General features: G+C 61.3%; 21 protein-coding genes. 9 read left to right on the forward strand and 12 right to left on the reverse strand.

Translation table 11 applies throughout. The features are described 5' to 3' along the window. Positions 1-200 precede the first annotated feature (200 nt). The 4 genes from eno to ACOQOQ_RS11350 form a co-directional block, all read right to left on the reverse strand. Positions 201-1,475, reverse strand: coding sequence for a phosphopyruvate hydratase (eno, locus tag ACOQOQ_RS11335; protein ID WP_420567096.1), 1,275 nt, complete (start codon positions 1,473-1,475; stop codon positions 201-203). A 111-nt stretch (positions 1,476-1,586) separates the two neighbouring features. After that, the gene (locus ACOQOQ_RS11340) at positions 1,587-2,462 is read right to left on the reverse strand and encodes a DMT family transporter (protein WP_420567097.1); all 876 of its coding nucleotides are present in this window, start codon (positions 2,460-2,462) and stop codon (positions 1,587-1,589) included. A gap of 72 nt (positions 2,463-2,534) precedes the next feature. Then, complete coding sequence (locus ACOQOQ_RS11345) at positions 2,535-3,329, reverse strand: glutathione S-transferase family protein (RefSeq protein ID WP_420567098.1); 795 nt, start codon at positions 3,327-3,329, stop codon at positions 2,535-2,537. A 58-nt stretch (positions 3,330-3,387) separates the two neighbouring features. Further along, on the reverse strand, positions 3,388-3,801 hold the full coding sequence (locus tag ACOQOQ_RS11350) for a Fur family transcriptional regulator (protein ID WP_420567099.1): 414 nt from the start codon (positions 3,799-3,801) through the stop codon (positions 3,388-3,390). A 141-nt stretch (positions 3,802-3,942) separates the two neighbouring features. Here ACOQOQ_RS11350 and ACOQOQ_RS11355 point away from each other — a divergent pair, with 141 nt between their 5' ends. The 3 genes from ACOQOQ_RS11355 to ACOQOQ_RS11365 all read left to right on the forward strand — a co-directional run bounded on the left by ACOQOQ_RS11355 (position 3,943) and on the right by ACOQOQ_RS11365 (position 6,835). After that, positions 3,943-4,662 (forward strand): hypothetical protein, encoded by a 720-nt coding sequence (locus ACOQOQ_RS11355; RefSeq protein WP_420567100.1) that lies wholly within the window; start codon positions 3,943-3,945, stop codon positions 4,660-4,662. Next, the gene (locus ACOQOQ_RS11360; protein WP_420567101.1) at positions 4,655-5,272 is read left to right on the forward strand and encodes an RES family NAD+ phosphorylase; all 618 of its coding nucleotides are present in this window, start codon (positions 4,655-4,657) and stop codon (positions 5,270-5,272) included. The genes ACOQOQ_RS11355 and ACOQOQ_RS11360 overlap by 8 nt, the downstream gene beginning before the upstream one ends. Positions 5,273-5,533: 261 nt before the next feature. After that, complete coding sequence (locus tag ACOQOQ_RS11365; protein ID WP_420567102.1) at positions 5,534-6,835, forward strand: DEAD/DEAH box helicase; 1,302 nt, start codon at positions 5,534-5,536, stop codon at positions 6,833-6,835. 58 nt (positions 6,836-6,893) lie between these two features. Here ACOQOQ_RS11365 and ACOQOQ_RS11370 read toward each other — a convergent pair whose 3' ends face one another. Both ACOQOQ_RS11370 and ACOQOQ_RS11375 read right to left on the reverse strand, forming a co-directional pair. After that, positions 6,894-8,150 (reverse strand): cation:proton antiporter, encoded by a 1,257-nt coding sequence (locus ACOQOQ_RS11370; protein WP_420567103.1) that lies wholly within the window; start codon positions 8,148-8,150, stop codon positions 6,894-6,896. A 66-nt stretch (positions 8,151-8,216) separates the two neighbouring features. Then, positions 8,217-8,915: an endonuclease/exonuclease/phosphatase family protein gene (locus ACOQOQ_RS11375; protein ID WP_420567104.1), complete on the reverse strand. Its 699-nt coding sequence runs from the start codon at positions 8,913-8,915 to the stop codon at positions 8,217-8,219. A 38-nt stretch (positions 8,916-8,953) separates the two neighbouring features. Between ACOQOQ_RS11375 and ACOQOQ_RS11380 the strand changes: the two genes are divergently transcribed. Together ACOQOQ_RS11380 and ACOQOQ_RS11385 are read left to right on the forward strand one after the other, a co-directional pair. Further along, positions 8,954-9,601 (forward strand): hypothetical protein, encoded by a 648-nt coding sequence (locus ACOQOQ_RS11380; protein WP_420567105.1) that lies wholly within the window; start codon positions 8,954-8,956, stop codon positions 9,599-9,601. Positions 9,602-9,632: 31 nt separating this feature from the next. Beyond that, the gene (locus tag ACOQOQ_RS11385) at positions 9,633-10,511 is read left to right on the forward strand and encodes a DMT family transporter (protein WP_420567106.1); all 879 of its coding nucleotides are present in this window, start codon (positions 9,633-9,635) and stop codon (positions 10,509-10,511) included. 5 nt (positions 10,512-10,516) lie between these two features. Here the strand turns inward: ACOQOQ_RS11385 and ACOQOQ_RS11390 are convergent, their stop codons facing one another. The 5 genes from ACOQOQ_RS11390 to mazG all read right to left on the reverse strand — a co-directional run bounded on the left by ACOQOQ_RS11390 (position 10,517) and on the right by mazG (position 15,420). After that, on the reverse strand, positions 10,517-11,938 hold the full coding sequence (locus ACOQOQ_RS11390) for a protein adenylyltransferase SelO (RefSeq protein WP_420567107.1): 1,422 nt from the start codon (positions 11,936-11,938) through the stop codon (positions 10,517-10,519). A gap of 31 nt (positions 11,939-11,969) precedes the next feature. After that, complete coding sequence (locus ACOQOQ_RS11395) at positions 11,970-12,416, reverse strand: GNAT family N-acetyltransferase (RefSeq protein ID WP_420567108.1); 447 nt, start codon at positions 12,414-12,416, stop codon at positions 11,970-11,972. Continuing rightward, positions 12,413-13,354, reverse strand: coding sequence for a nucleoside hydrolase (locus ACOQOQ_RS11400; protein WP_420567109.1), 942 nt, complete (start codon positions 13,352-13,354; stop codon positions 12,413-12,415). The genes ACOQOQ_RS11395 and ACOQOQ_RS11400 overlap by 4 nt, the downstream gene beginning before the upstream one ends. Positions 13,355-13,493: 139 nt before the next feature. Next, complete coding sequence (locus ACOQOQ_RS11405) at positions 13,494-14,510, reverse strand: Fe(3+) ABC transporter substrate-binding protein (RefSeq protein ID WP_420567110.1); 1,017 nt, start codon at positions 14,508-14,510, stop codon at positions 13,494-13,496. Between the two features lie 97 nt (positions 14,511-14,607). Beyond that, complete coding sequence (gene mazG / locus ACOQOQ_RS11410; RefSeq protein ID WP_420567111.1) at positions 14,608-15,420, reverse strand: nucleoside triphosphate pyrophosphohydrolase; 813 nt, start codon at positions 15,418-15,420, stop codon at positions 14,608-14,610. A gap of 138 nt (positions 15,421-15,558) precedes the next feature. Here mazG and speB point away from each other — a divergent pair, with 138 nt between their 5' ends. Together speB and ACOQOQ_RS11420 are read left to right on the forward strand one after the other, a co-directional pair. Beyond that, on the forward strand, positions 15,559-16,524 hold the full coding sequence (gene speB / locus ACOQOQ_RS11415; RefSeq protein WP_420567112.1) for an agmatinase: 966 nt from the start codon (positions 15,559-15,561) through the stop codon (positions 16,522-16,524). Between the two features lie 55 nt (positions 16,525-16,579). After that, positions 16,580-16,984 (forward strand): DUF1499 domain-containing protein, encoded by a 405-nt coding sequence (locus tag ACOQOQ_RS11420; RefSeq protein WP_420567113.1) that lies wholly within the window; start codon positions 16,580-16,582, stop codon positions 16,982-16,984. On the opposite strand, the gene ACOQOQ_RS11425 is transcribed toward ACOQOQ_RS11420, so the two are convergent. Further along, complete coding sequence (locus tag ACOQOQ_RS11425; RefSeq protein ID WP_420567114.1) at positions 16,922-17,206, reverse strand: hypothetical protein; 285 nt, start codon at positions 17,204-17,206, stop codon at positions 16,922-16,924. The two genes, ACOQOQ_RS11420 and ACOQOQ_RS11425, sit on opposite strands and share 63 nt — an antisense overlap. 62 nt (positions 17,207-17,268) lie before the next feature. On the opposite strand from ACOQOQ_RS11425, the gene prfA reads away from it, so the two are divergent. Next, positions 17,269-18,318: a peptide chain release factor 1 gene (prfA, locus tag ACOQOQ_RS11430; protein ID WP_420567115.1), complete on the forward strand. Its 1,050-nt coding sequence runs from the start codon at positions 17,269-17,271 to the stop codon at positions 18,316-18,318. Beyond that, positions 18,319-19,149 carry a peptide chain release factor N(5)-glutamine methyltransferase gene (gene prmC / locus ACOQOQ_RS11435; RefSeq protein WP_420567116.1) on the forward strand — a complete coding sequence of 277 codons (831 nt, stop codon included), beginning with the start codon at positions 18,319-18,321 and terminating at the stop codon, positions 19,147-19,149. It begins immediately after the preceding gene. The last annotated feature ends 12 nt before the right edge of the window (positions 19,150-19,161 follow it).

The raw sequence follows: 19,161 nt of genomic DNA on the forward strand, positions 1-19,161 counted from the left end.
ATTAAAAAGTTGGTAGTGATATCTAAGGTAGCATCAATTTGAGGTCACAAAAAGATCGGCGCAGATGTATGTTTAATTGAGTTCTTATGATGGCGGTAACGACATACTCGACGGGCTTTTGAATGAAAGCCGGCTTTTTCACGACAAAAAAACGGCCCGCCTAAGGCGAGCCGTTTCAATCTAGGGCCGAATCGGTCTGATTACTTCAGGATCGAACGCCCCGCGTATTCCGCGGTTTCGCCCAGCACTTCCTCGATTCGGATCAACTGGTTGTATTTCGCGAGCCGGTCCGAGCGTGCCAGCGATCCGGTTTTGATCTGGCCACAGTTGGTAGCCACGGCCAGGTCGGCGATGGTGGCGTCCTCGGTTTCGCCCGAGCGGTGGCTCATCACGTTGGTGTAGCGCGCACGGTGGGCCATATCGACGGCCTTCAGCGTTTCGGTCAGCGATCCGATCTGGTTCACTTTCACCAGCATCGAGTTGGCAACACCCTGCGCGATGCCATCGGCCAGACGCACGGGGTTGGTCACGAACAGATCGTCGCCCACCAGCTGCACCTTGTCGCCGATCTTGTCGGTCAGGATTTTCCAGCCTTCCCAGTCGTCTTCGCTCATGCCGTCCTCGATCGAGATGATCGGGTAATCGGCACACAGCTGAGCCAGGTATTCGGCGTTTTCTTCCGAGGTCAGCGATTTACCTTCGCCGACCATCTCGTATTTGCCGTCCTTGTAGTATTCGGTCGAGGCGCAATCCAGCGCCAGATAGATGTCTTCGCCGGGCTTATAGCCGGCTTTCTCGATCGAGGTCAGGATCAGGTCCAGCGCGGCGCGGGTCGATTCCAGATTGGGGGCAAAGCCGCCCTCGTCACCCAGGCCGGTGTTGTGGCCGGCGGCGGTCAGTTCTTTTTTCAGGGTGTGGAACACTTCCGAGCCCATGCGCACGGCTTCGCGGATATTCGCGGCCGAAACGGGCATGATCATGAATTCCTGGATGTCGATGGGGTTATCAGCATGTTCGCCGCCATTGATGATGTTCATCATCGGAACCGGCAGAACACGGGCCGAGGTGCCGCCGACATAGCGGAACAGCGGCTGCGCGGTGAAGTCGGCAGCAGCCTTGGCGCAGGCCATGGACACGCCCAGAATGGCGTTGGCGCCCAGGCGGGCCTTGTTCGGGGTGCCGTCCAGTTCGATCATGGCCGCGTCGATGGCAACCTGTTCGGTCACGTCAAATCCGACCAGAGCTTCGGCGATTTCGCCATTCACGGCAGCGACCGCTTCCAGCACGCCTTTGCCCATGTAGCGCGATTTGTCGCCGTCACGCTTTTCCACGGCTTCATGCGCGCCGGTCGATGCGCCCGAGGGCACGGCCGCGCGGCCCAGGGTGCCGTCTTCCAGGATCACGTCCACCTCAACAGTGGGATTGCCGCGGCTGTCCAGAATTTCGCGCGCGTGGATGTCGATAATGATGCTCATTGGGTCGGTTCCCTTTTGAAAAAGCCGTTTGAGCGCGCTTTTAGAGTGCCTTGCCCCGGGTGAAAAGAGCCAAGCACCCATTTTGCGTTAACGAAGGGCGATTGCCGGGCATTATCTGCGGGAACGGGCCGAAAGTCGGCGTTCCCGAAGCACCGCATACAGCCCCGAGCCGATGATCAGCCCGGATCCGACATAGGTCCACAGGTCGGGCCGTTCTGCGAAAACCACCATCCCCAGCAACATCGAGAAGATCAGGCGCGTATACCGGAATGGTGTGATAACCGAAGCATCTCCCGTCCGCGTGGCGATTACGATCGCATAATAGCCCAGCACGCCAAACACGACCGCCCCCAGAACCTGGCCTGATTGGGCCGCGTTCAGCCCCTGCGGTGCGGCCGGACCCAACAAGATTAGCGCGGCGCCCACGATGACCAGTGCGCCGAACCCGTGAAAGCTGACCACCACAGAAGACATGTCCCGCGGCAGTCGGCGCGAGACCAGATCGCGCGTGGCAATCGCCGCGACAGTGCCCAGAACAAGCAGGGTACTGGGCTGGAAGCCCTCAAGCCCCGGGCGAATGATCACCAGAACCCCGGCAAAACCCACCAGGATGGCCGCCCAACGCCGCCAGCCGACCTTTTCGGACAGAAACAGCGCGGCGCCCAGTGTGATGGCCAGAGGCGTGGCCTGGAACAACGCGGCCACCGTGGACATGTCCGTGTTCGACAGAGCGGTGACGAAAAAGAACGCTGCGAACCCTTCCGAGACGGTGCGCAGCAACAGCATGGGGCTGCGCAACAATGGGGTAAACAGCGCTTGGGATTGGTACAGCGCGGCCGCCGCGAAACACAGCGCGCCGCCAAGGCCCAGCATGAACATCACTTGTCCGACGCTTAGCCCCGTGGTCAGGGCTTTGACGAACATGTCCTCGGTCGCGAAAGCGGCCATCGACAGGATGATCAGCGCGATCCCACGCAAATTGTTCATTGAGTTTCCCTTCACCTGTCCACCCCCTGTAGAGCGGCGCGGCACAGAGGTAAAGATGGGGGCTTTGTGCCGTCAGGTCAGGCCAAGGGCGGCGTCCGTGGCCGTCCCGGCCCACTTGTCCCTTGGCGGCATGGGGCGTTCAGGCCAGTCAGGCTGAAACACAAAGCTGGACAGCTTGCGGCCGGGCAGCAGCGCCCCGTTTCCAGCCCCCAGCGCATAGTCATAGTAAAGCTTGACGATCTTGTCATAGCTGACCTGCTGCGCGGCCGGATGAACGATACATGCGTCGTGCCATTGCTTGACGCGGGCATATTCGGGCGTGTCCGGGATCTGGAAATCCTCGTAATAGTCCAGAAACCAGAAACGCATGAACATCGGGGTAAAGACAGCCTCGGCCATGCCGAACGTGTCGAACAGAAAGGGACCGTTGGGGGCATGGTGCGACAGGAAATCATTCAGCTGCGCGTAAAGCCCCAGCATCTTGTCGCGGTGTTCGGCCTGTTTGACCTTGGCCTGGTTCATCACGTAGAGATAGCCCGCCATGGTAAACGGGCCCTCTTGGGCGATCAGCATGTTTTCGACGGCGCGTTCATACGGATCGGTGCGCGCAACGGGCGGGGAGGGGAAGCGGTCCTCGAAATACTTCAGGATGACCAGGGATTCCTTGACGATCTTGCCATCTTCGGTTTCCAGCACGGGCAGGGCGGTGGTGCCGCGCGTCTTGGCCAGCAGCTCGGGATCGCGCGGTTTGGTAATGTCGACGATGCGGAATTCTACGGCACCCGTCATCCCTTTGAGTGCCAAGAGGATCTCGACGCGCTGAGAAAACGGACAGACAGGGATGTGATAGATGATCGGCTTGGACATTCGGGGCTCCTTTTCGCGAAATTTAGCCTAGTGCATCGCCCCGGTCTGGCAAGCACCCTCAGCGCTTTTTGATCGGAACTCCGTAGAGTTCCAATTTGTGGCCCTTCAGCGTGTAGCCCAGCTTTTGCGCGATTTTTTCCTGCAGGGCCTCGATCTCGGGGTCGCAGAATTCGATGACCTGGCCGGTGGTCATGTCGATCAGGTGGTCGTGGTGGTCGCGCTCGGCGTCTTCATAGCGGGCGCGGCCGTCGCCGAACTCCAGCTTTTCCAGGATACCGGCCTCTTCGAACAGTTTCACAGTGCGATAGACCGTCGCCAGCGAGATCCCGGAATCAAGGGCTGACGCGCGCGCATACAGTTCCTCTACGTCGGGGTGATCGTCCGATTCCTCCAAAACAGCCGCAATGGTCCGGCGTTGGCCGGTCATACGCAGGCCTATGGCCTCGCAACGGGTGGTGATCGTATCGGTCATGAAAAGGCGGGTCCTCTTTTTATGACCTGTTTAATGGTTGCGCACGGTCATTTCCAGACGGATTTCATCGGGTGTCTTGACTTTGTAGGTATCAAATATATCTTATATCCAAATTCGCAACCACCCAAAAGGAGCGTTGCCATGGTCGGCGTGCCGAAAACCAATGCGATTTCCATTCGTGACCTGAAGCCGTCGGACGGCGGGCTGGATATGGTGCGCCTGTCGCTTGGGGATGTAACACCGCTGCAGCCCTTGCATCTGGATGGCGGGCAGCGCGCGGAAATGCAGCTGCAGGACGGGCAGGTGGTGATGCTGGCGAACGAGGGAGTGGATCAGCGGCTGTTCGAACTGCTTCAACGCGTAATGCGCCAGGGCGAGGCGCTTTTGCAGACCCGCAGCGACGCAACGATCGACAAGCTGGTCGAGGCCGCGCTGGACCTGGTGCCCCCCAAACCGGCCGAGCTGCGCTTGCAGGATGCGGTGGCGCGTTTCCGCTCGAAATTTTTGCAATCCGAGCCGTGCTATGTCAGCGCTGATCTGCATCGCCTTAGCGGCAGCACGGGGCGGAACCTGTCGCAGGTCGCGGCGCGGATGAAGACCAAGGGGCAGGTGTTTGCCGTCCGGCAGGGCGACAAGGATTTGTTCCCCGCGTTTCAGTTTGACGCGCAAGGCAAGCCCTGGCCCATCATGGCCAAGGTTCTGGCCGCGTTTCCCGACCGAATGACCCCGTGGGACATCGCCGGCTGGTTCGTGCGGCGCAACATGGATCTGGGCGGGGCGGCTCCGCGCGATTTGCTGGCCGAAGGGGATGCTCGTGTGATCGCCGCCGCAGCGCAGGCCGGGGAAGGGCCCGTTGGCTGAGCGCGGCGCGCTTGCAAGCGCCTCGTTCGAAAATTGGCCAGCCGGGACACCCTTGATCCGCATTCACGCCAGCAGCTTTCACGCAACCCAGTTCAACCCCTGCATGGGGGATCCAACGCGCTTTGCCCCGGTGCGGGTCAAGGGCACGTGTGTGCCAACGCTTTATGGGGCTGAAACCCTGCGGGCCGCGCTGGCCGAGACGGTTCTGCATGATCTGGATGTGGCCGATCCCTTTGCCTCGGTTCCGCAGTGGAAGCTGACCGACCGTAGTCTCAGCAGTGTTGTCGCGACCCGTCCGTTGAAACTGATCAAGCTCTATCGGATGGAACTGGGCAAGATGGGCCGCAAGCACGCCGAGCATTTCGCATTTGACCGTGCCGGATACGCCCTGTGCCAGACTTTGGCGGCCGAGCTGTATCAGGAACATGCAGACGCGGACGGATTGATCTGGATGTCCGTGCGCGACGATACCAAACGCGCTTGTCTGTTGTTTGAGGATCGCGCCGGGGCTGCCCTGACGCCTCAAACCGAGGAACCGCTTGCCCGCAAAGGCCCCGCGCTGAACGCTGTATTGGCGCAGCTGGATGAGCTTGGTATCGGGGTCAGCTAGCGATAAACCTTGACTTTGTGCGCCCATACCCCCATTTGGGCGTCAAGCGGTGCCCTCTGCCGCGTGAGCAGGGGCAATGCAGGCAATAGGCCTGCGCCATGGGGCACCACCCAATGATTTCCCAAAATCACGCGTGGGATTGGCTGTCAGCAACCGGCGGGTACGAGACCCTCGGAGAGCGCTGTCGGCAACCACCGAAAAAGGCGGACGGCTGTCCGCCTGATATGTGCTTTGCATGTTGCAAAGCCGAAAGGACTATTTGTGAACCAATTCGAAATGATGGGCATCTCGCCCAAGCTGGCTGCCCGGATCGAGGCATTGGGCCTGAAAGAACCGACGCCCATCCAACAACGCGCTATTCCCCTGGCGCTTGAAGGCCGTGACGTAATGGGCCTGGCTCAGACCGGTACCGGAAAAACGGCGGCCTTTGGCCTGCCGCTGGTTGAAATGCTGGCTGGTCTGGGCAAGCCCGAACCCAAATCGGTGCGCGGGCTGATCCTGGCCCCCACCCGCGAGCTGGCCAGACAGATCAGCGATACGCTGCGCGATTTTGTCGACGGCACCCCGATGAAAGTGACCCTGGTCGTCGGCGGCGCCTCGATCAACTCGCAAAGCAAACGGCTTGAGCGCGGTACCGACCTGCTGGTCGCGACGCCGGGCCGTCTGATTGACCTGATGGACCGGAAGGCCCTGCGCCTTGACCAGGCTAAGTTCCTGGTGCTGGACGAGGCCGACCAGATGCTGGACCTGGGCTTTATCCATGCTCTGCGCCAGATCGCGCAGTTCCTGCCCAAGGAACGCCACACCATGCTGTTTTCGGCCACCATGCCCAAACAGATGTCCGAGATCGCCGACACTTATCTGAAGAACCCTCAGCGCGTGCAGGTGAACCCTCCGGGTAAGGCTGCAGATAAGATCGACCAGTCGATCCACTTCATCGCCAAGGCCGAAAAAACCAACCTTCTGAAGGAATTGCTGGGCGAACATAAAGATGAGCTGTCGGTCGTCTTTGGCCGCACCAAGCACGGTATGGAACGTCTGGCGCGCACGCTGGAAAAAGCCGGTTTCTCGGTTGTGGCCGTGCACGGCAACAAAAGCCAGGGCCAGCGGGAACGCGCGATTGCGGCTGTGCGCTCGGGTCAAGCCAAGATCCTGGTGGCCACCGATGTGGCTGCGCGCGGGCTGGATATTCCGGCGGTGCGTCACGTTTATAACTACGAGCTGCCGAACGTGCCGGAAAACTATATCCACCGGATCGGCCGGACAGCGCGCGCTGGCCGGGACGGCAAGGCGATTGCCTTTTGTGCCCCCGACGAAATGGGCCAGCTGAAAGACATTCAGAAGGTGATGAAACTGACCATCCCCGTGGCCTCGGGCCGTCCGTGGGAACCGGCCGAACCGCAGAAGAAATCCGGCGGTGGGCGTCCCGGCGGCGGCGGCAATCGTCGTCGCGGTGGCAAACCCGGTGGAAACGCTGGCGGCAATGCTGCCGGAAACGCAGGCGGAAAGCCGTTCCGGGGACGTCGCAGTGGTGGACCCAAGCGCAGCAACCGCGCTGCTTGATCAGTGAACTCGGGAAACGGGGCAGGGGAAACCTTGCCCCGTTTTTCTTTGGCTTGGCTCAGACCAGCTCGGGTTCGCGGCCGACCTTGGCGGCCAGTTTGCCCACGCTCAGCCCCTGCACAATGATCGAGAAGACCACCACCACATAGGTCGCCGTCAGTATCAGCGGTTTCCATTCATTGTCAGGCAGGGCCAGGGCCAGCGCGACCGAGATACCGCCCTTCAGCCCGCCCCAGGTCATGATCGGAATAACGCCCGGCCCGAACTGGCGCGGCCCGCCCAGCAAAAGGACCGGCACAGCCACGGCGGCCAGACGCGCCACCAAGGCCAGCGCGATGGCCAGCACTCCGGCTGTCAGATACGAGGCATCAAAGGCGACCGCGAACACCTCGAAGCCGATCAGGAGGAACAGCACGGCGTTCAGGATCTCGTCCACCAGCTCCCAGAAGGCATCAACGTATTTGCGGGTTTCCTCGGACATGCCGTGCTTGGTGCCGATGTCGCCGATCAGAAGGCCGGCGCAAACGGCCATGATCGGGGCCGAGACATGCAGCCAGACCGCCAGTTCGTACCCGCCAAAGGCCAAGCCCAGGGTCAGCAGCACCTCAAGGGGGTAGTCATCAATCCGGCGCATCACCTGGAAAACCAACCAGCCCAGCACGATGCCCAGTACAGCGCCCCCCGCGGCCTCTTGCACGAACAGCGTCACCACGAATTCAGCGTCGGGCGCGTGCTCGCCGTGGCCGCCCATCGCCGGAAAGGCAATGGCGACCAGCACCAGATAAACCACATAGCCCACACCGTCATTGAACAGGGATTCACCGGCAATCTTGGTCTCGAGCGATTTGCGCAGGCTGGCCCCGCGCAGAACGCCCATCACCGCCACCGGATCGGTGGGCGAGATCAACGAGCCAAACACCAGCGCCACCATCAGCGGCATCCCGGTGATCCAGCTGAAGCCCACACCGACGATCGCGGTGGACAGACCCACCCCCAACGTGGCCATCAGCACGACCACTTTCCACTGCGCCCGCAGGTCCGACAACTTGACGTGCAGCGCTCCGGCGAACAGCAACAGACCCAGCATGCCCTCAAGCAGTGCATCCGAGAAGTCGATACCCAGGATCACGTCCCGGGCGGTGGTGGCCATACCAAGGCCGGGCAGGAACAGGTCCATCACCAGCACCACGATCGACGCTAAAAGCGAGACAACAAGGATACCGATCGCCGAGGGCAGTTTCAGGAACAGATAGTTAATGGCACCGAAAGCGCCCGCCAGAACGATCAAAAGCGATGTGATTTGCAGGAAATTCATTTTGGACCCGGATAAATAGAGACTGGTTTTCCTTGGCCTAGCACGCCAAAGGGCGGCGGGACAGGGTCAGTGGGGACAAAGATCCATCCAAACGGGCAGATGATCGCTGGCGACGCGGGCCGGTTGTGCGACATGCACGCCGGTCGCTTCAGCGCGCAGCTCGGGCGAGATCGCGAACCGATCCAGCGGCGCCACGGGCCGAGGCGCGGGAAAGCTGGGCCGGGCCGGCACAAAGCTTTGCCCTTGCAGCAGCGTGTCCATCGGTCGGTCCGAACCCCATTCGTTGAAATCCCCGGCGATCAGTGTGGGCATGGGCGGCAGATCGGCCAGCGCCCGCGCGATGGCAGCGACCTGCAGCAGGCGAAAGCGCCGGATCAGCCCAAGATGCACACCGATCACCCGCAGCGGGCCAATCGTTGTGTCCAGATCGGCGCGGATTGCGCCTCGCGGCTCCAGTCCCGGCAGCTCCAGGTGCGAGGTGCGCAGCAGCCCCACACCCGGCCGCACCAGCATCGCGTTACCGTGCCAGCCAAGCGAGCCTCCGGGCTGGCCAAAAGGAAGGATGCTCCAACCGTCATCCTCGATCATTTCATGGGGCAGGGCGGCGGGACGTGGCGGCAAGCGCTTGTCTGCCTCTTGCAGCACCACGACCTGCGCGCCCAGGTCTGCGATTACACTAAGCGAGCGATCTGGACGCCGCCTCAGGTCCATCCCGACGCATTTTTGAAGGTTATAGCTTGCAATGCGGATGCTGGGTGCTCTCATATTGGGAATACAGCACGCAAAAAAGGGGAAGTCACGAGGTGTTCGGCGAACAGGCATGGCTGACACGGATTATCTGGGTCCTGCTGCTGGCTTTGGCGGCATGGGCGTTGTTGACCTTTCGGTGGTCGCTGGCATTCGTGGCGCTGATGACGCTGGCCCTGTCCATGGCGCCGGTGCTGTTGGCGCGCTGGGTTCAGGTTACGGTGCCTCCGGGCTTTGTCGCAGCGATCGTCCTGTTTCTTTCGGGGACGTTGTTCCTTGGGGAAAGCTTTGATTTCTATAACCGGTTCTGGTGGTGGGACATCGCGATGCATGGCGGCAGCGCGGTGGGCTTTGGCCTGATTGGCTTTGTCCTGATATTCATGATGTTCCAGGGTGACCGCTTTGCTGCTCCGCATGTCGTTATCGCGTTCTTCGCCTTCTGCTTTGCCATGACCGTTGGCGCCATGTGGGAAATTTTCGAGTTTGTAATGGACCAGCTGTTTGGCCTGAATATGCAAAAATCAGGCCTGCTGGACACGATGGGGGACCTAATCGTCGACACCGCCGGCGCGCTGTTCGGCGCGGCCTGCGGCTGGCTGTACCTCAAGGGGCAGGATTACGGCGGGCCGGTGCGCATGATCGACGATTTCGTGAAACGTAACCCTCGCTTCTTCCGTCGCCATCGTCCACACAAAGACGATTGACCGCGACCGGGCTGGGCGTTCTTCTGCCCGGATGGAACGAAAAGACAGAATCGATACCTTCGGAGCCACCTCGTTGGTTGTCTTCAGCCTGCTGCTGGCGATCAACCAGGTGATCGTGAAGCTGGGAAATGCCGGGTTTCAGCCGGTGTTCATGGCGGGCGTGCGATCGGCCGGGGCGTTGTTGGTTCTGCTGCTGTGGATGAAACTGCGCGGCATACCTCTGACCATACGCAAAGGCACGGTATGGCCCGGTCTTCTGCTGGGCGCGCTGTTCGCCGAGGAGTTCATCGCTCTTTTCTGGGCGTTGGATCACACTACGGTCTCGCGCGCTTCGTTGCTGTTTTACACCATGCCGGTCATTCTTTCGATCGCTGCGCATTTCCTGCTGCCGGGCGAGCGCCTGACCAGAATGCGCGCCCTGGGGTTAGGGTGCGCCATCGCCGGGGTGGCGCTGGTGCTTTCGGGTCGGCCGGGGGGCGGTCAGGCCAGCCTGGCCGGAGATCTGGCCGCCCTTGCAGGCGCCGCTGGTTGGGCCGGAATCGCGCTGACCTTGCGGTTGACCTCGTTGTCCAAAGACCGCGCCGAGATACAGCTGTTCTGGCAGCTGTTCGGTTCGGCTGTGTTGCTTTTGCTGGCCGCCCCGCTGTTCGGCCCGTTTCTGCGCGAGCCCACGCTATGGCACATGGCGGGCATGGTTTATCAGATCGTGGTCGTGGCCAGCTTCGGGTTTTTGTTCTGGGTGTTCCTGCTTAGCATCTACCCGGCTTCTGGCGTTGCCAGTTTTGCCTTTTTAACCCCCGTTCTGGGGGTCGGGTTGGGCTGGCTTTTGCTGGGCGAAGAGCTGGGCCTTAACGTGATCGCTGCGCTGGTGCTGGTGGCGCTGGGGATCGTGTTGATCAACCGGCGTTAGACGCTTCAGGTGCCGCAGAACGTTTGTTTGACCTCTTCGCCAGGCTTGGGCGGATGGGTGAGATCCGCGAATGTCGCATCATCGGTGAACGGATGTGCCAGACTGGCCATGAGCCTTTGGAACGGCGCCATATCGCCCTCTTCGGCGGCTTGGATCATCTGCTCGACCCGGTGATTGCGCGGAATGCGGGCCGGGTTCACCGATTGCATCAGACCATACGGATCCGTTTCGGCCGCGATGCGCGCGCGCCAAACAGGTTCCCAGCTGTCAAAGGCGGCGGGGTCAGTGAACTGATCGCGCGGGGCGCTGTCTGTTGCCAGAGCGCGGAACGTGTTGGTGAAATCTGCTTGGTTTTCGGACATGGTGCTTAGCAGGCTGGTGATCAGGGCCTCGTCTTCGGCCGTTGCCTGCGACAGGCCGATTTTTTGCCCGAACGCCTGCCGCCATGCGGATTTGACCTGGCCGGCCATGCCGTGGATGGCGGTCGTGAAATCTCGTACGGCCTCGTCACTATCGGGCATCAGTGGCACCAGCGCGCTTGCCAGCTGAGCCATGTTCCAGGCAATTATATTTGCTTGGTTATCATAGGCATAGCGCCCCTGACGATCGATCGAGGAATAGACGGTGACCGGGTGGTATGTGTCCATATAGGCGGCGGGGCCGTAATCAATGGTCTCGCCCGAGATCGAGGTGTTGTCGGTGTTCATAACCCCGTGGATGAAGCCGATCGACAGCCATCTGGTGACCAGATCGACCTGGCGTGCGATGACCTGCTGCAGGAACTCCAACGGGGTTTGCGCGTCCGGATAGTGACGGTCGCGGGCGTGTTCGTACAGGGTGCGCAGCGACGTATAGTCCTGCCGTGCCGAGAAATACTGAAAAGTGCCCACGCGGACGTGGCTGGCGGCAACGCGGGTCAGGATGGCGCCGGGCAGGCCGCGCTCGCGCTGGATACGCTCGCCGGTCGCTACCGCCGCCAGCGCGCGGGTGGTCGGGATGCCCAAAGCATGCATCGCCTCGGACAAGACGTATTCGCGCAAAACCGGACCTAGCCAAGCGCGCCCGTCTCCATTGCGGCTGAAGGGGGTACGGCCCGAGCCCTTAAGCTGAATATCGCGGCGGTTCCCGTGGGTATCGATCACCTCGCCCAGCAGGATCGCGCGCCCATCACCCAGCTGAGGAGAGAACCCGCCGAACTGGTGCCCCGCATAAGCCTGCGCCAGCGGCTCGGCCCCATCCGGTAGCGTATTGCCCGCAAAGACCTGCGCCATCACCGCATCGGTGTCGGGGATGATGCCCAGATCGGCCGCCAACGCTTTATTGAAAGCCAGTAATGTCGGCGCCGACACCGGATCGGGCGCCAGTCGGGCATAGAACTTCGGGGGCAGGGCGGCATAGCTGTTCTGGAACGGAATGATCATGGACATGCAGATAAGGCAGGGGGCGCGAAGGACAAGCCTAGCTGCGCCGTGTCATCAGGACATATTCTTCGCGCGCAGCAAAACGCAGCTTTTCATAGAACCGGCGGGTTTTTCCATCGTCCTTGCGGACCTCAAGATGCAGGGCGCGCATCCCCGCTTCGGACAGGGCTTTGGCCAGTTGGTTCAGCACCTCCGAGCCGATGCCACGACCGCGCACGCCGGGGCGGACATAAAGTTCGTCCACAAAGCCGTCCATACCGCCAAATTCGACCGACCAGCCGAAACAGATGACCACATAGCCAATCGGCGCGCGCTGCGGCCCCATCAGGTAAGCAACCCCATGAGGTGACCCCTCTAGCAGCGGAGTGATCCCGGCCATGCGGTCGGGCTCGGTTGATTGGAGGCCCATTTCAGCGTGAAAAGCGGCGACAAGGGGTAACAGGCGTTCGGCGTCCTGCGGTCGGGCCATATGCAATGCGGTCACAGGCGGGCCAACCTTTCGGTCAGAAGGGCAAAGAACCCGTCAGCGTCAATGTCCCCCATGAACAGCGCATTGGGTTCACGGCCTGAAACCCGCCACCAGTCTGCGACGGTCATGCCCATGGTCAGCTCGGACGTGGTTTCGATCTCGACATTGATATGACGTCCTGAAAACAGCTCGGGCTTTACCAGATAGGCGGTAACGCAGGGGTCATGCAAAGGCGCGCCCAGACTGCCGTATTTTTCCTTGTCGAAACGCTCGAAAAAGTCGGTCATCTGAGCGACCGCCACGCCGACGGGGGTGTTCAGATCGCGAAAGGCATCGTTGCGGGGTTTGGTGACCAGCGCCTTATGCGTCACGTCCAGCGGCATCACCGTGATCTGCACGCCCGAGCGGAAAACGATCCGCGCGGCCTGAGGGTCCACGTAGATGTTGAATTCCGCGGTGGGCGTGATGTTTCCCACCTCGAAATAGGCGCCGCCCATCAGCACGATCTCGCGCAGGCGGGTGACGATATCGGGGGCTTTCTCAAAGGCCATGGCGATATTTGTCAGTGGCCCCAGAGGGCACAGCGTGACCGAGCCAGCTGGCTCCCGGCGCAGGGTGTCGATGATGAAATCCACCCCGTGTTGCGGCTGCAAGGGCATTTGCGGGTCGGGCAACACGGGTCCGTCCAGACCGGTTTTGCCATGCACATGCTCAGCGGTGACCAGATCGCGCCCCAAAGGACGATCACAGCCAGCATATACCGGCACATCCGGCCGTCCGGCCAGTTCGCAGACTTTGCGGGCGTTCAGGGCCGTCAGCTCCAGCGGGACGTTGCCCGCGACGGCGGTGATGCCCAGAACCTCGATCTCTTCGGGGCTGGCCAGTGCCAGCAGGATAGCGACCGCATCGTCCTGTCCGGGGTCAGTATCGATGATGATGCGATGCTTGGTCATGGGCGCTCCTTGGGTTGGGGCGACCCTGCTATAGCGCTGCTCGGTTGTCCAGTCTGGGCCGGTGTTTGAGCGGGGCGCCGCTGCAATAAAAAAGGCGCCCCCGTTGCCAGGGGCGCCCGTTGTTCGGATGCTGGCCGGATCAGCCGTCGAAATCGACCTGCTCGATCAGTTTGAGGGCAGCCGGACGCAGCTTGGCCAGCTCCATCAGGTTGACGTCGTCAGCGGTGAAGCTGCCCCAGCTTTGCACCAGATTGTCCGCAGGAGTGTTGGGCGCAATCGGGTATTCAAAGTTCGCGGTCGCATAGATCTGCTGAGCGGAGGGTGAAGTCAGAAACTCCATCAGTTTCAGCGCGTTATCTTCATTCGGTGCGTGTTTGGTCATCGCCACGCCCGAGATGTTCACATGTGCGCCGCCGTTGTCGAAGGTCGGGAACACCACGTTGACCGAGTTGGCCCAGGCCTGTTGTTCTTCGTCCTTCAGCATCTTGCCCATGTAGTAGGTGTTGCCGATGGCGATGTCGCATTCACCGGCCCAGATCGCCTTGACCTGCGCGCGGTCGTTGCCTTGCGGTTTGCGGGCCAGGTTGGCTTTGACGCCTTCCAGCCAGGTCTTGGTGCCGTCCTCGCCCAGGTGATGCAGTACTGCGGCGGTCAGGGCGACGTTATAGGCATGGGTGCCCGAGCGGGTGCAGATGCGACCCTGCCACTTGGGGTCGGCCAGATCCTCATAGGTGGTCACTTCGCCGGGCGCGACGCGATCCTTGCTGGCATAGACGATACGGGCGCGGGTGGTCAGACCCCACCAGTGGCCTTCGGGGTCGTGATAGGCAGCAGGGACGTTGGCATCCAGAACTTCGGATTGCACGGGCTGGGTCAGCCCGGCCTCGACCACGGCGCTCAGACGCGAGATGTCGACGGTCAGAACCAGATCGGCCGGCGAGCGTTTGCCCTCGGCTTGCAGACGTTCGACCATGCCCTTGGCCAGATAGGCCACGTTGACCTTGATCCCGGTTTCGGCGGTGAAGGCATCGGTCAGCGGCTTGATCAGCTCGGGTTGACGGTAGGAATAGACGTTGACTTGCTCGGCCGCCATGGCAGGGGCGGCGGTCAGGGCCACCAGGGCGCTGGCGACAAGAGTTTTGGCTTTGACGAACATTTTGTCCTCGGGTGTTGGCACGTTATCTGGGGTGCGTTTAACTCGACAAAATTACTCAGGTCAATACCTGATTAAAAAAATCGGCTTATTGCGGTGTTCAGCGCTGCTCGGCTTTCACGGCATCCCACAGGGCATCCATTTCCTCGAGGTCTGAATCCTCGGGGCGTTTTCCTATCTTGGAAAGTTTTTCTTCAACGCCTTGAAACCGCTTGATGAATTTTGCGTTCGCCGCGCGCAATGCGGCTTCGGGCTCGACCCCCAGATGGCGGCCAAGGTTGGCCATCACGAACAGCAGATCGCCGAATTCTTCCTCGACTTCGGCCTGGGTCAACTCGTCGCGCGCTTCGCGCAGTTCGGCGGCTTCTTCTGCGATCTTGTCGATGACCTGATCGGTCGAAGGCCAGTCGAATCCCACCCGCGCAGCGCGTTTTTGCAGTTTATAAGCCCGCAGCAGCGCCGGAAGACCCACCGCCACCCCATCCAGAGTGCCGGTCTGTTGTTTGCCCGCCCGTTCGGCGGCCTTGATCGCCTCCCAATCGCGCGTTTGTTGCTCGGCCGACTTGTCCCGGTTTTCGTCGCCGAACACATGTGGGTGTCGCGCGACCATCTTGTCAGACATGGTGTCGGCGACCTCATCGAAGGTGAACAGCCCACGTTCGCTGGCCATCTGGGCGTGAAAAACCGACTGGAACAGCAAATCGCCCAGCTCGCCCTTTAGCTCGTCCCAGGCCTCGCGTTCGATTGCATCGGCGACCTCATAGGCCTCTTCAATCGTATAGGGGGCGATGGTGCTGAAATCCTGTTCGATATCCCAAGGGCAGCCATTGTCCGGGTCCCGCAGGCAGCGCATGATTTCCAGCAGGCGCGGCATCCCGCCCTTGGGGTTGTGAATAAGGTCGGTATCAGGCATCGCGGGCTCCGGTTGCAGGAGTAGGGTCGTTTGGTCGAGCGCAGACTGGCGCGGCGCGGCGGCAGAGTCCAGCCATCACCGGGCTTGACCCTGTGCAGCGGCGCGGTAGAATTTGATCAAATTGAATGGGGTCGGAAAATGGCACTGGAAGACGCAAAAAAGCAGATCGACGCAGCGTTCACCCGCGAGGACCTGAAGGGGCTGAGCTATGAGAACGCCTTTGCCGGGGCGACCTCGTTCCTGCGGCGCAAATACACCAAGGACCTGACCGCCGTTGATCTGGCCGTGACCGGCGTGCCCTTTGACCAGGCAGTAACCAACCGAACCGGCACCCGCATGGGTCCGCGTGCCATCCGCGAGGCCAGCACTCTGCAACCCTATGATCCGCCCTATGGCTGGGGGTTCGATCCGCTGGGCGAGTTCGCGATCATCGATTATGGCGATCTGGCCTTTGACTATGCAAATGTCAGCGGCACGCCCGCAGCGATTCAGCAGCATTTCCAGACGCTGTTATCTGGGGGCGTGGGCACCGTTACCTTGGGGGGGGATCACTTCATCACCCTGCCCATCCTGAAAGCCTATGCCGAGAAATACGGCCCCCTCAGCGTCATTCAGTTCGACGCGCATTCCGATCTGTGGGCCGATGACGACATGGACCGGATCGACCACGGAACCTTTATGTACAAGGCAGTGAAGCTGGGGTTGGTAGACCCCAAACGCTCGGTTCAGATCGGGATTCGGACGGAATGCGATGATTATTGCGGGATGAACTATATCGACGCGCGCACCGTGCACGAGCAAGGCCCCGCCGAGGTTGCCCGCCGCGTAAAACAGATCGTGGGCGATCATCAGACCTATGTGACCTTCGATATCGACTGTCTGGATCCGGCGTTTGCGCCCGGCACCGGCACACCCGTCTGGGGTGGTCTGTCCAGCGGGCAGGCGGCCATAATCCTGCGCGATCTGGCCGGGATCAACATGGTTGGCGGGGATGTCGTCGAGGTCAGCCCGCCCTATGACACCACCGGCGCCACTGCCGTGGCGGGCGCGCATGTCGCGATGGAACTGATCTGCCTTTGGGCCTGGACGCGCCGTCAGGCTTGACCCCGGCGCGCCACGTCCCAACTGTGCGAGGGAAACCAAGCAGGGGATGCGCGCGATGAATTGGCTGTGGGTAATTGTGGTTCTGGTGGTCGGCATCGGCCTTTACGTGCGTTTGGCGCCCAGCGATCCGGCAAAATGGCACCAGCCGATTAATGGCTCTGCGGACAAGGACTTTAAATCCGGCGCTTTGCGGGTCATTCCGGGCGATGCCGAGGTCTTTGGCGCGCTGGACGGAATAATCCGCGCCACGCCCCGTACAAAAGTTCTGGCCGGATCGGCGACCGATTCCAGAGTGACCTATGTCACCCGCTCGGCGCTGTGGGGGTTTCCTGATTACACCACGCTCGAGCTGCGCGACGACGGCATCGCCATTGTGGGCCGCTCGCGGTTTGGGCGCTCAGATGTTGGCGTCAACAAGGCCCGGATCGAGGGATGGCTGCAGGCTTTGTCCAAGGGATGAGCTGGCGCAGCCTTCGGCCACCTCGCGCCACATGGGCACGTTCAGCGACATCTGGCATTGCGCCATGAACATACGCCCGTCAACGAACAGGCAAATGGTCTGGCCCAGTTCGACGCGGCCACCATTCGTGTCGGTGCAATAGCAATCGACCGTTTTCCCACCGATATTGGCATCCGCCAAGGCAGGTCCGGTCAAAAGGATCAAGGCCAGTAACGCTCGCATGGCCACATCTTAGCACAGGGGCGGGGCTTGACCAAACCCGGCCAACAGGGCAAGGAACCAGCATGATTTCCATTGACCGGCTCCAGCAGATTACCCAACGCTTCCAATTTCTTGAGGCCAAGATGGCCGAAGGGGGCGGGGACATTGCGGCCCTTGGCCGCGAATACGCCGAGCTGCGCCCCGTGGTCGAGCAGATCGACGGGTATCGCCGCCTTCTGGACGATATCGCAGAAGCCGAGGCGATGCTGGATGATCCTGAAATGAAGGATCTGGCCGAGGAAGAGCTGCCAGGCCTGCGCGCTGCCCTGCCTGACGCTGAAAAGGCGCTGCAACTGTCGCTTTTGCCGAAAGACGCCGCCGATGCGCGCCCCGCGATGATCGAAATTCGTCCCGGCACCGGCGGGGACGAGGCCGCGCTGTTCGCTGGCGATCTTCTGCGGATGTACCAGCGCTATGCAGAAACCCATGGCTGGAGCTTCGACATCCTTGAAATGCAGGAAACCGAGTTGGGCGGCATCAAAGAAGTCACCGCTCATGTCAAAGGTGACGGCGTCTTTGCCCGGCTGAAATTCGAAAGCGGCGTGCACCGGGTGCAGCGCGTGCCCGAAACCGAAAGCGGCGGGCGCATTCATACCTCGGCGGCCACCGTCGCCGTTCTGCCCGAGGCCGAGGACGTGGATATCCAAATCAACCCCAATGACTTGCGGATCGACACGATGCGCAGCTCGGGGGCGGGTGGGCAACACGTCAACACCACGGATTCGGCGGTGCGCATCACTCACGTCCCCACGGGGCTTGTTGTCACCAGCTCGGAGAAATCCCAGCACCGCAACCGCGAGATCGCGATGAACGTGCTGCGCGCGCGCCTGTACGACATGGAGCGGCAGAAGGTGCATGATGAACGCTCGGCCGACCGCAAGGCGCAGGTGGGCTCGGGTGATCGCAGCGAACGGATCAGGACCTATAATTTCCCGCAGGGCCGCATGACTGATCACCGGATCAACCTGACGCTCTATAAGCTGGATCAGGTGATGCAGGGCGATCTGGACGAGATTATCGACGCGCTGACAGCTGAACATCAGGCCGCGCAACTGGCCGAGATGGACGGATAAATGCGCATCCAAGAGGCGCTACGCGCGTTGGCCGAGATCTTGGCAAACGCTCAGATCGACACTCCTGCGCGCGAGGCCCGTCTGCTGCTGGCCCACGCGATGGGCGTGCCGCATGAACGGCTTGTGCTGATGACGCATGACGAGCTGGACGCGGCCACATACGACCGCGCGATAACCTATTGCAAGCGCCGCGCCGCAGGCGAGCCGACCTCGATGATCCGTGGCTATCGCGATTTTTTTGGCCGCAGGTTCAACGTGACCGCAGACGTTCTGGACCCCCGCCCCGAGACAGAAATTCTGGTGGCCGAGGCGCTGACGCAGCCGTTTGAAACAGTGTTGGATCTGGGCACCGGCTCGGGCTGTATCCTGATCAGCCTGCTGGCCGAACGGCCCCAGGCCACCGGGATTGGCGGCGATCTGAGCGAGGCAGCCTTGCAGGTGGCCGAAGCGAACGCCCGCGATCTGGGTGTCCTGGACCGCGCCGGATTTCTGCAAAGCGATTGGTTCAGCGGAATCGATGGCGTGTTCGATCTGATCGTGTCGAATCCGCCCTACATTTCTGACGAAGAAATGATCGATCTGTCGCGCGAGGTGCTGAACCATGACCCGCATATGGCGCTGACACCGGGGGGCGACGGGCTGGACCCCTACCGCATATTGGCGGCCGAAGCGCGGGATTATTTGGTGCCCCAAGGCCGCATCCTGTGCGAGATCGGCTGGAAACAGGGGCCGGATGTGTCCGCGCTGTTTGCCCACGCTGGCTGGGCTGATGTCGGCATTCAGACCGACCTGGATGGGCGCGACCGCGTCCTTGTGGCCACACGCGGCTGAAAACACGCAGGT

Source organism: Thalassovita sp. (assembly GCF_965218685.1).
Taxonomy (GTDB): domain Bacteria; phylum Pseudomonadota; class Alphaproteobacteria; order Rhodobacterales; family Rhodobacteraceae; genus Thalassobius.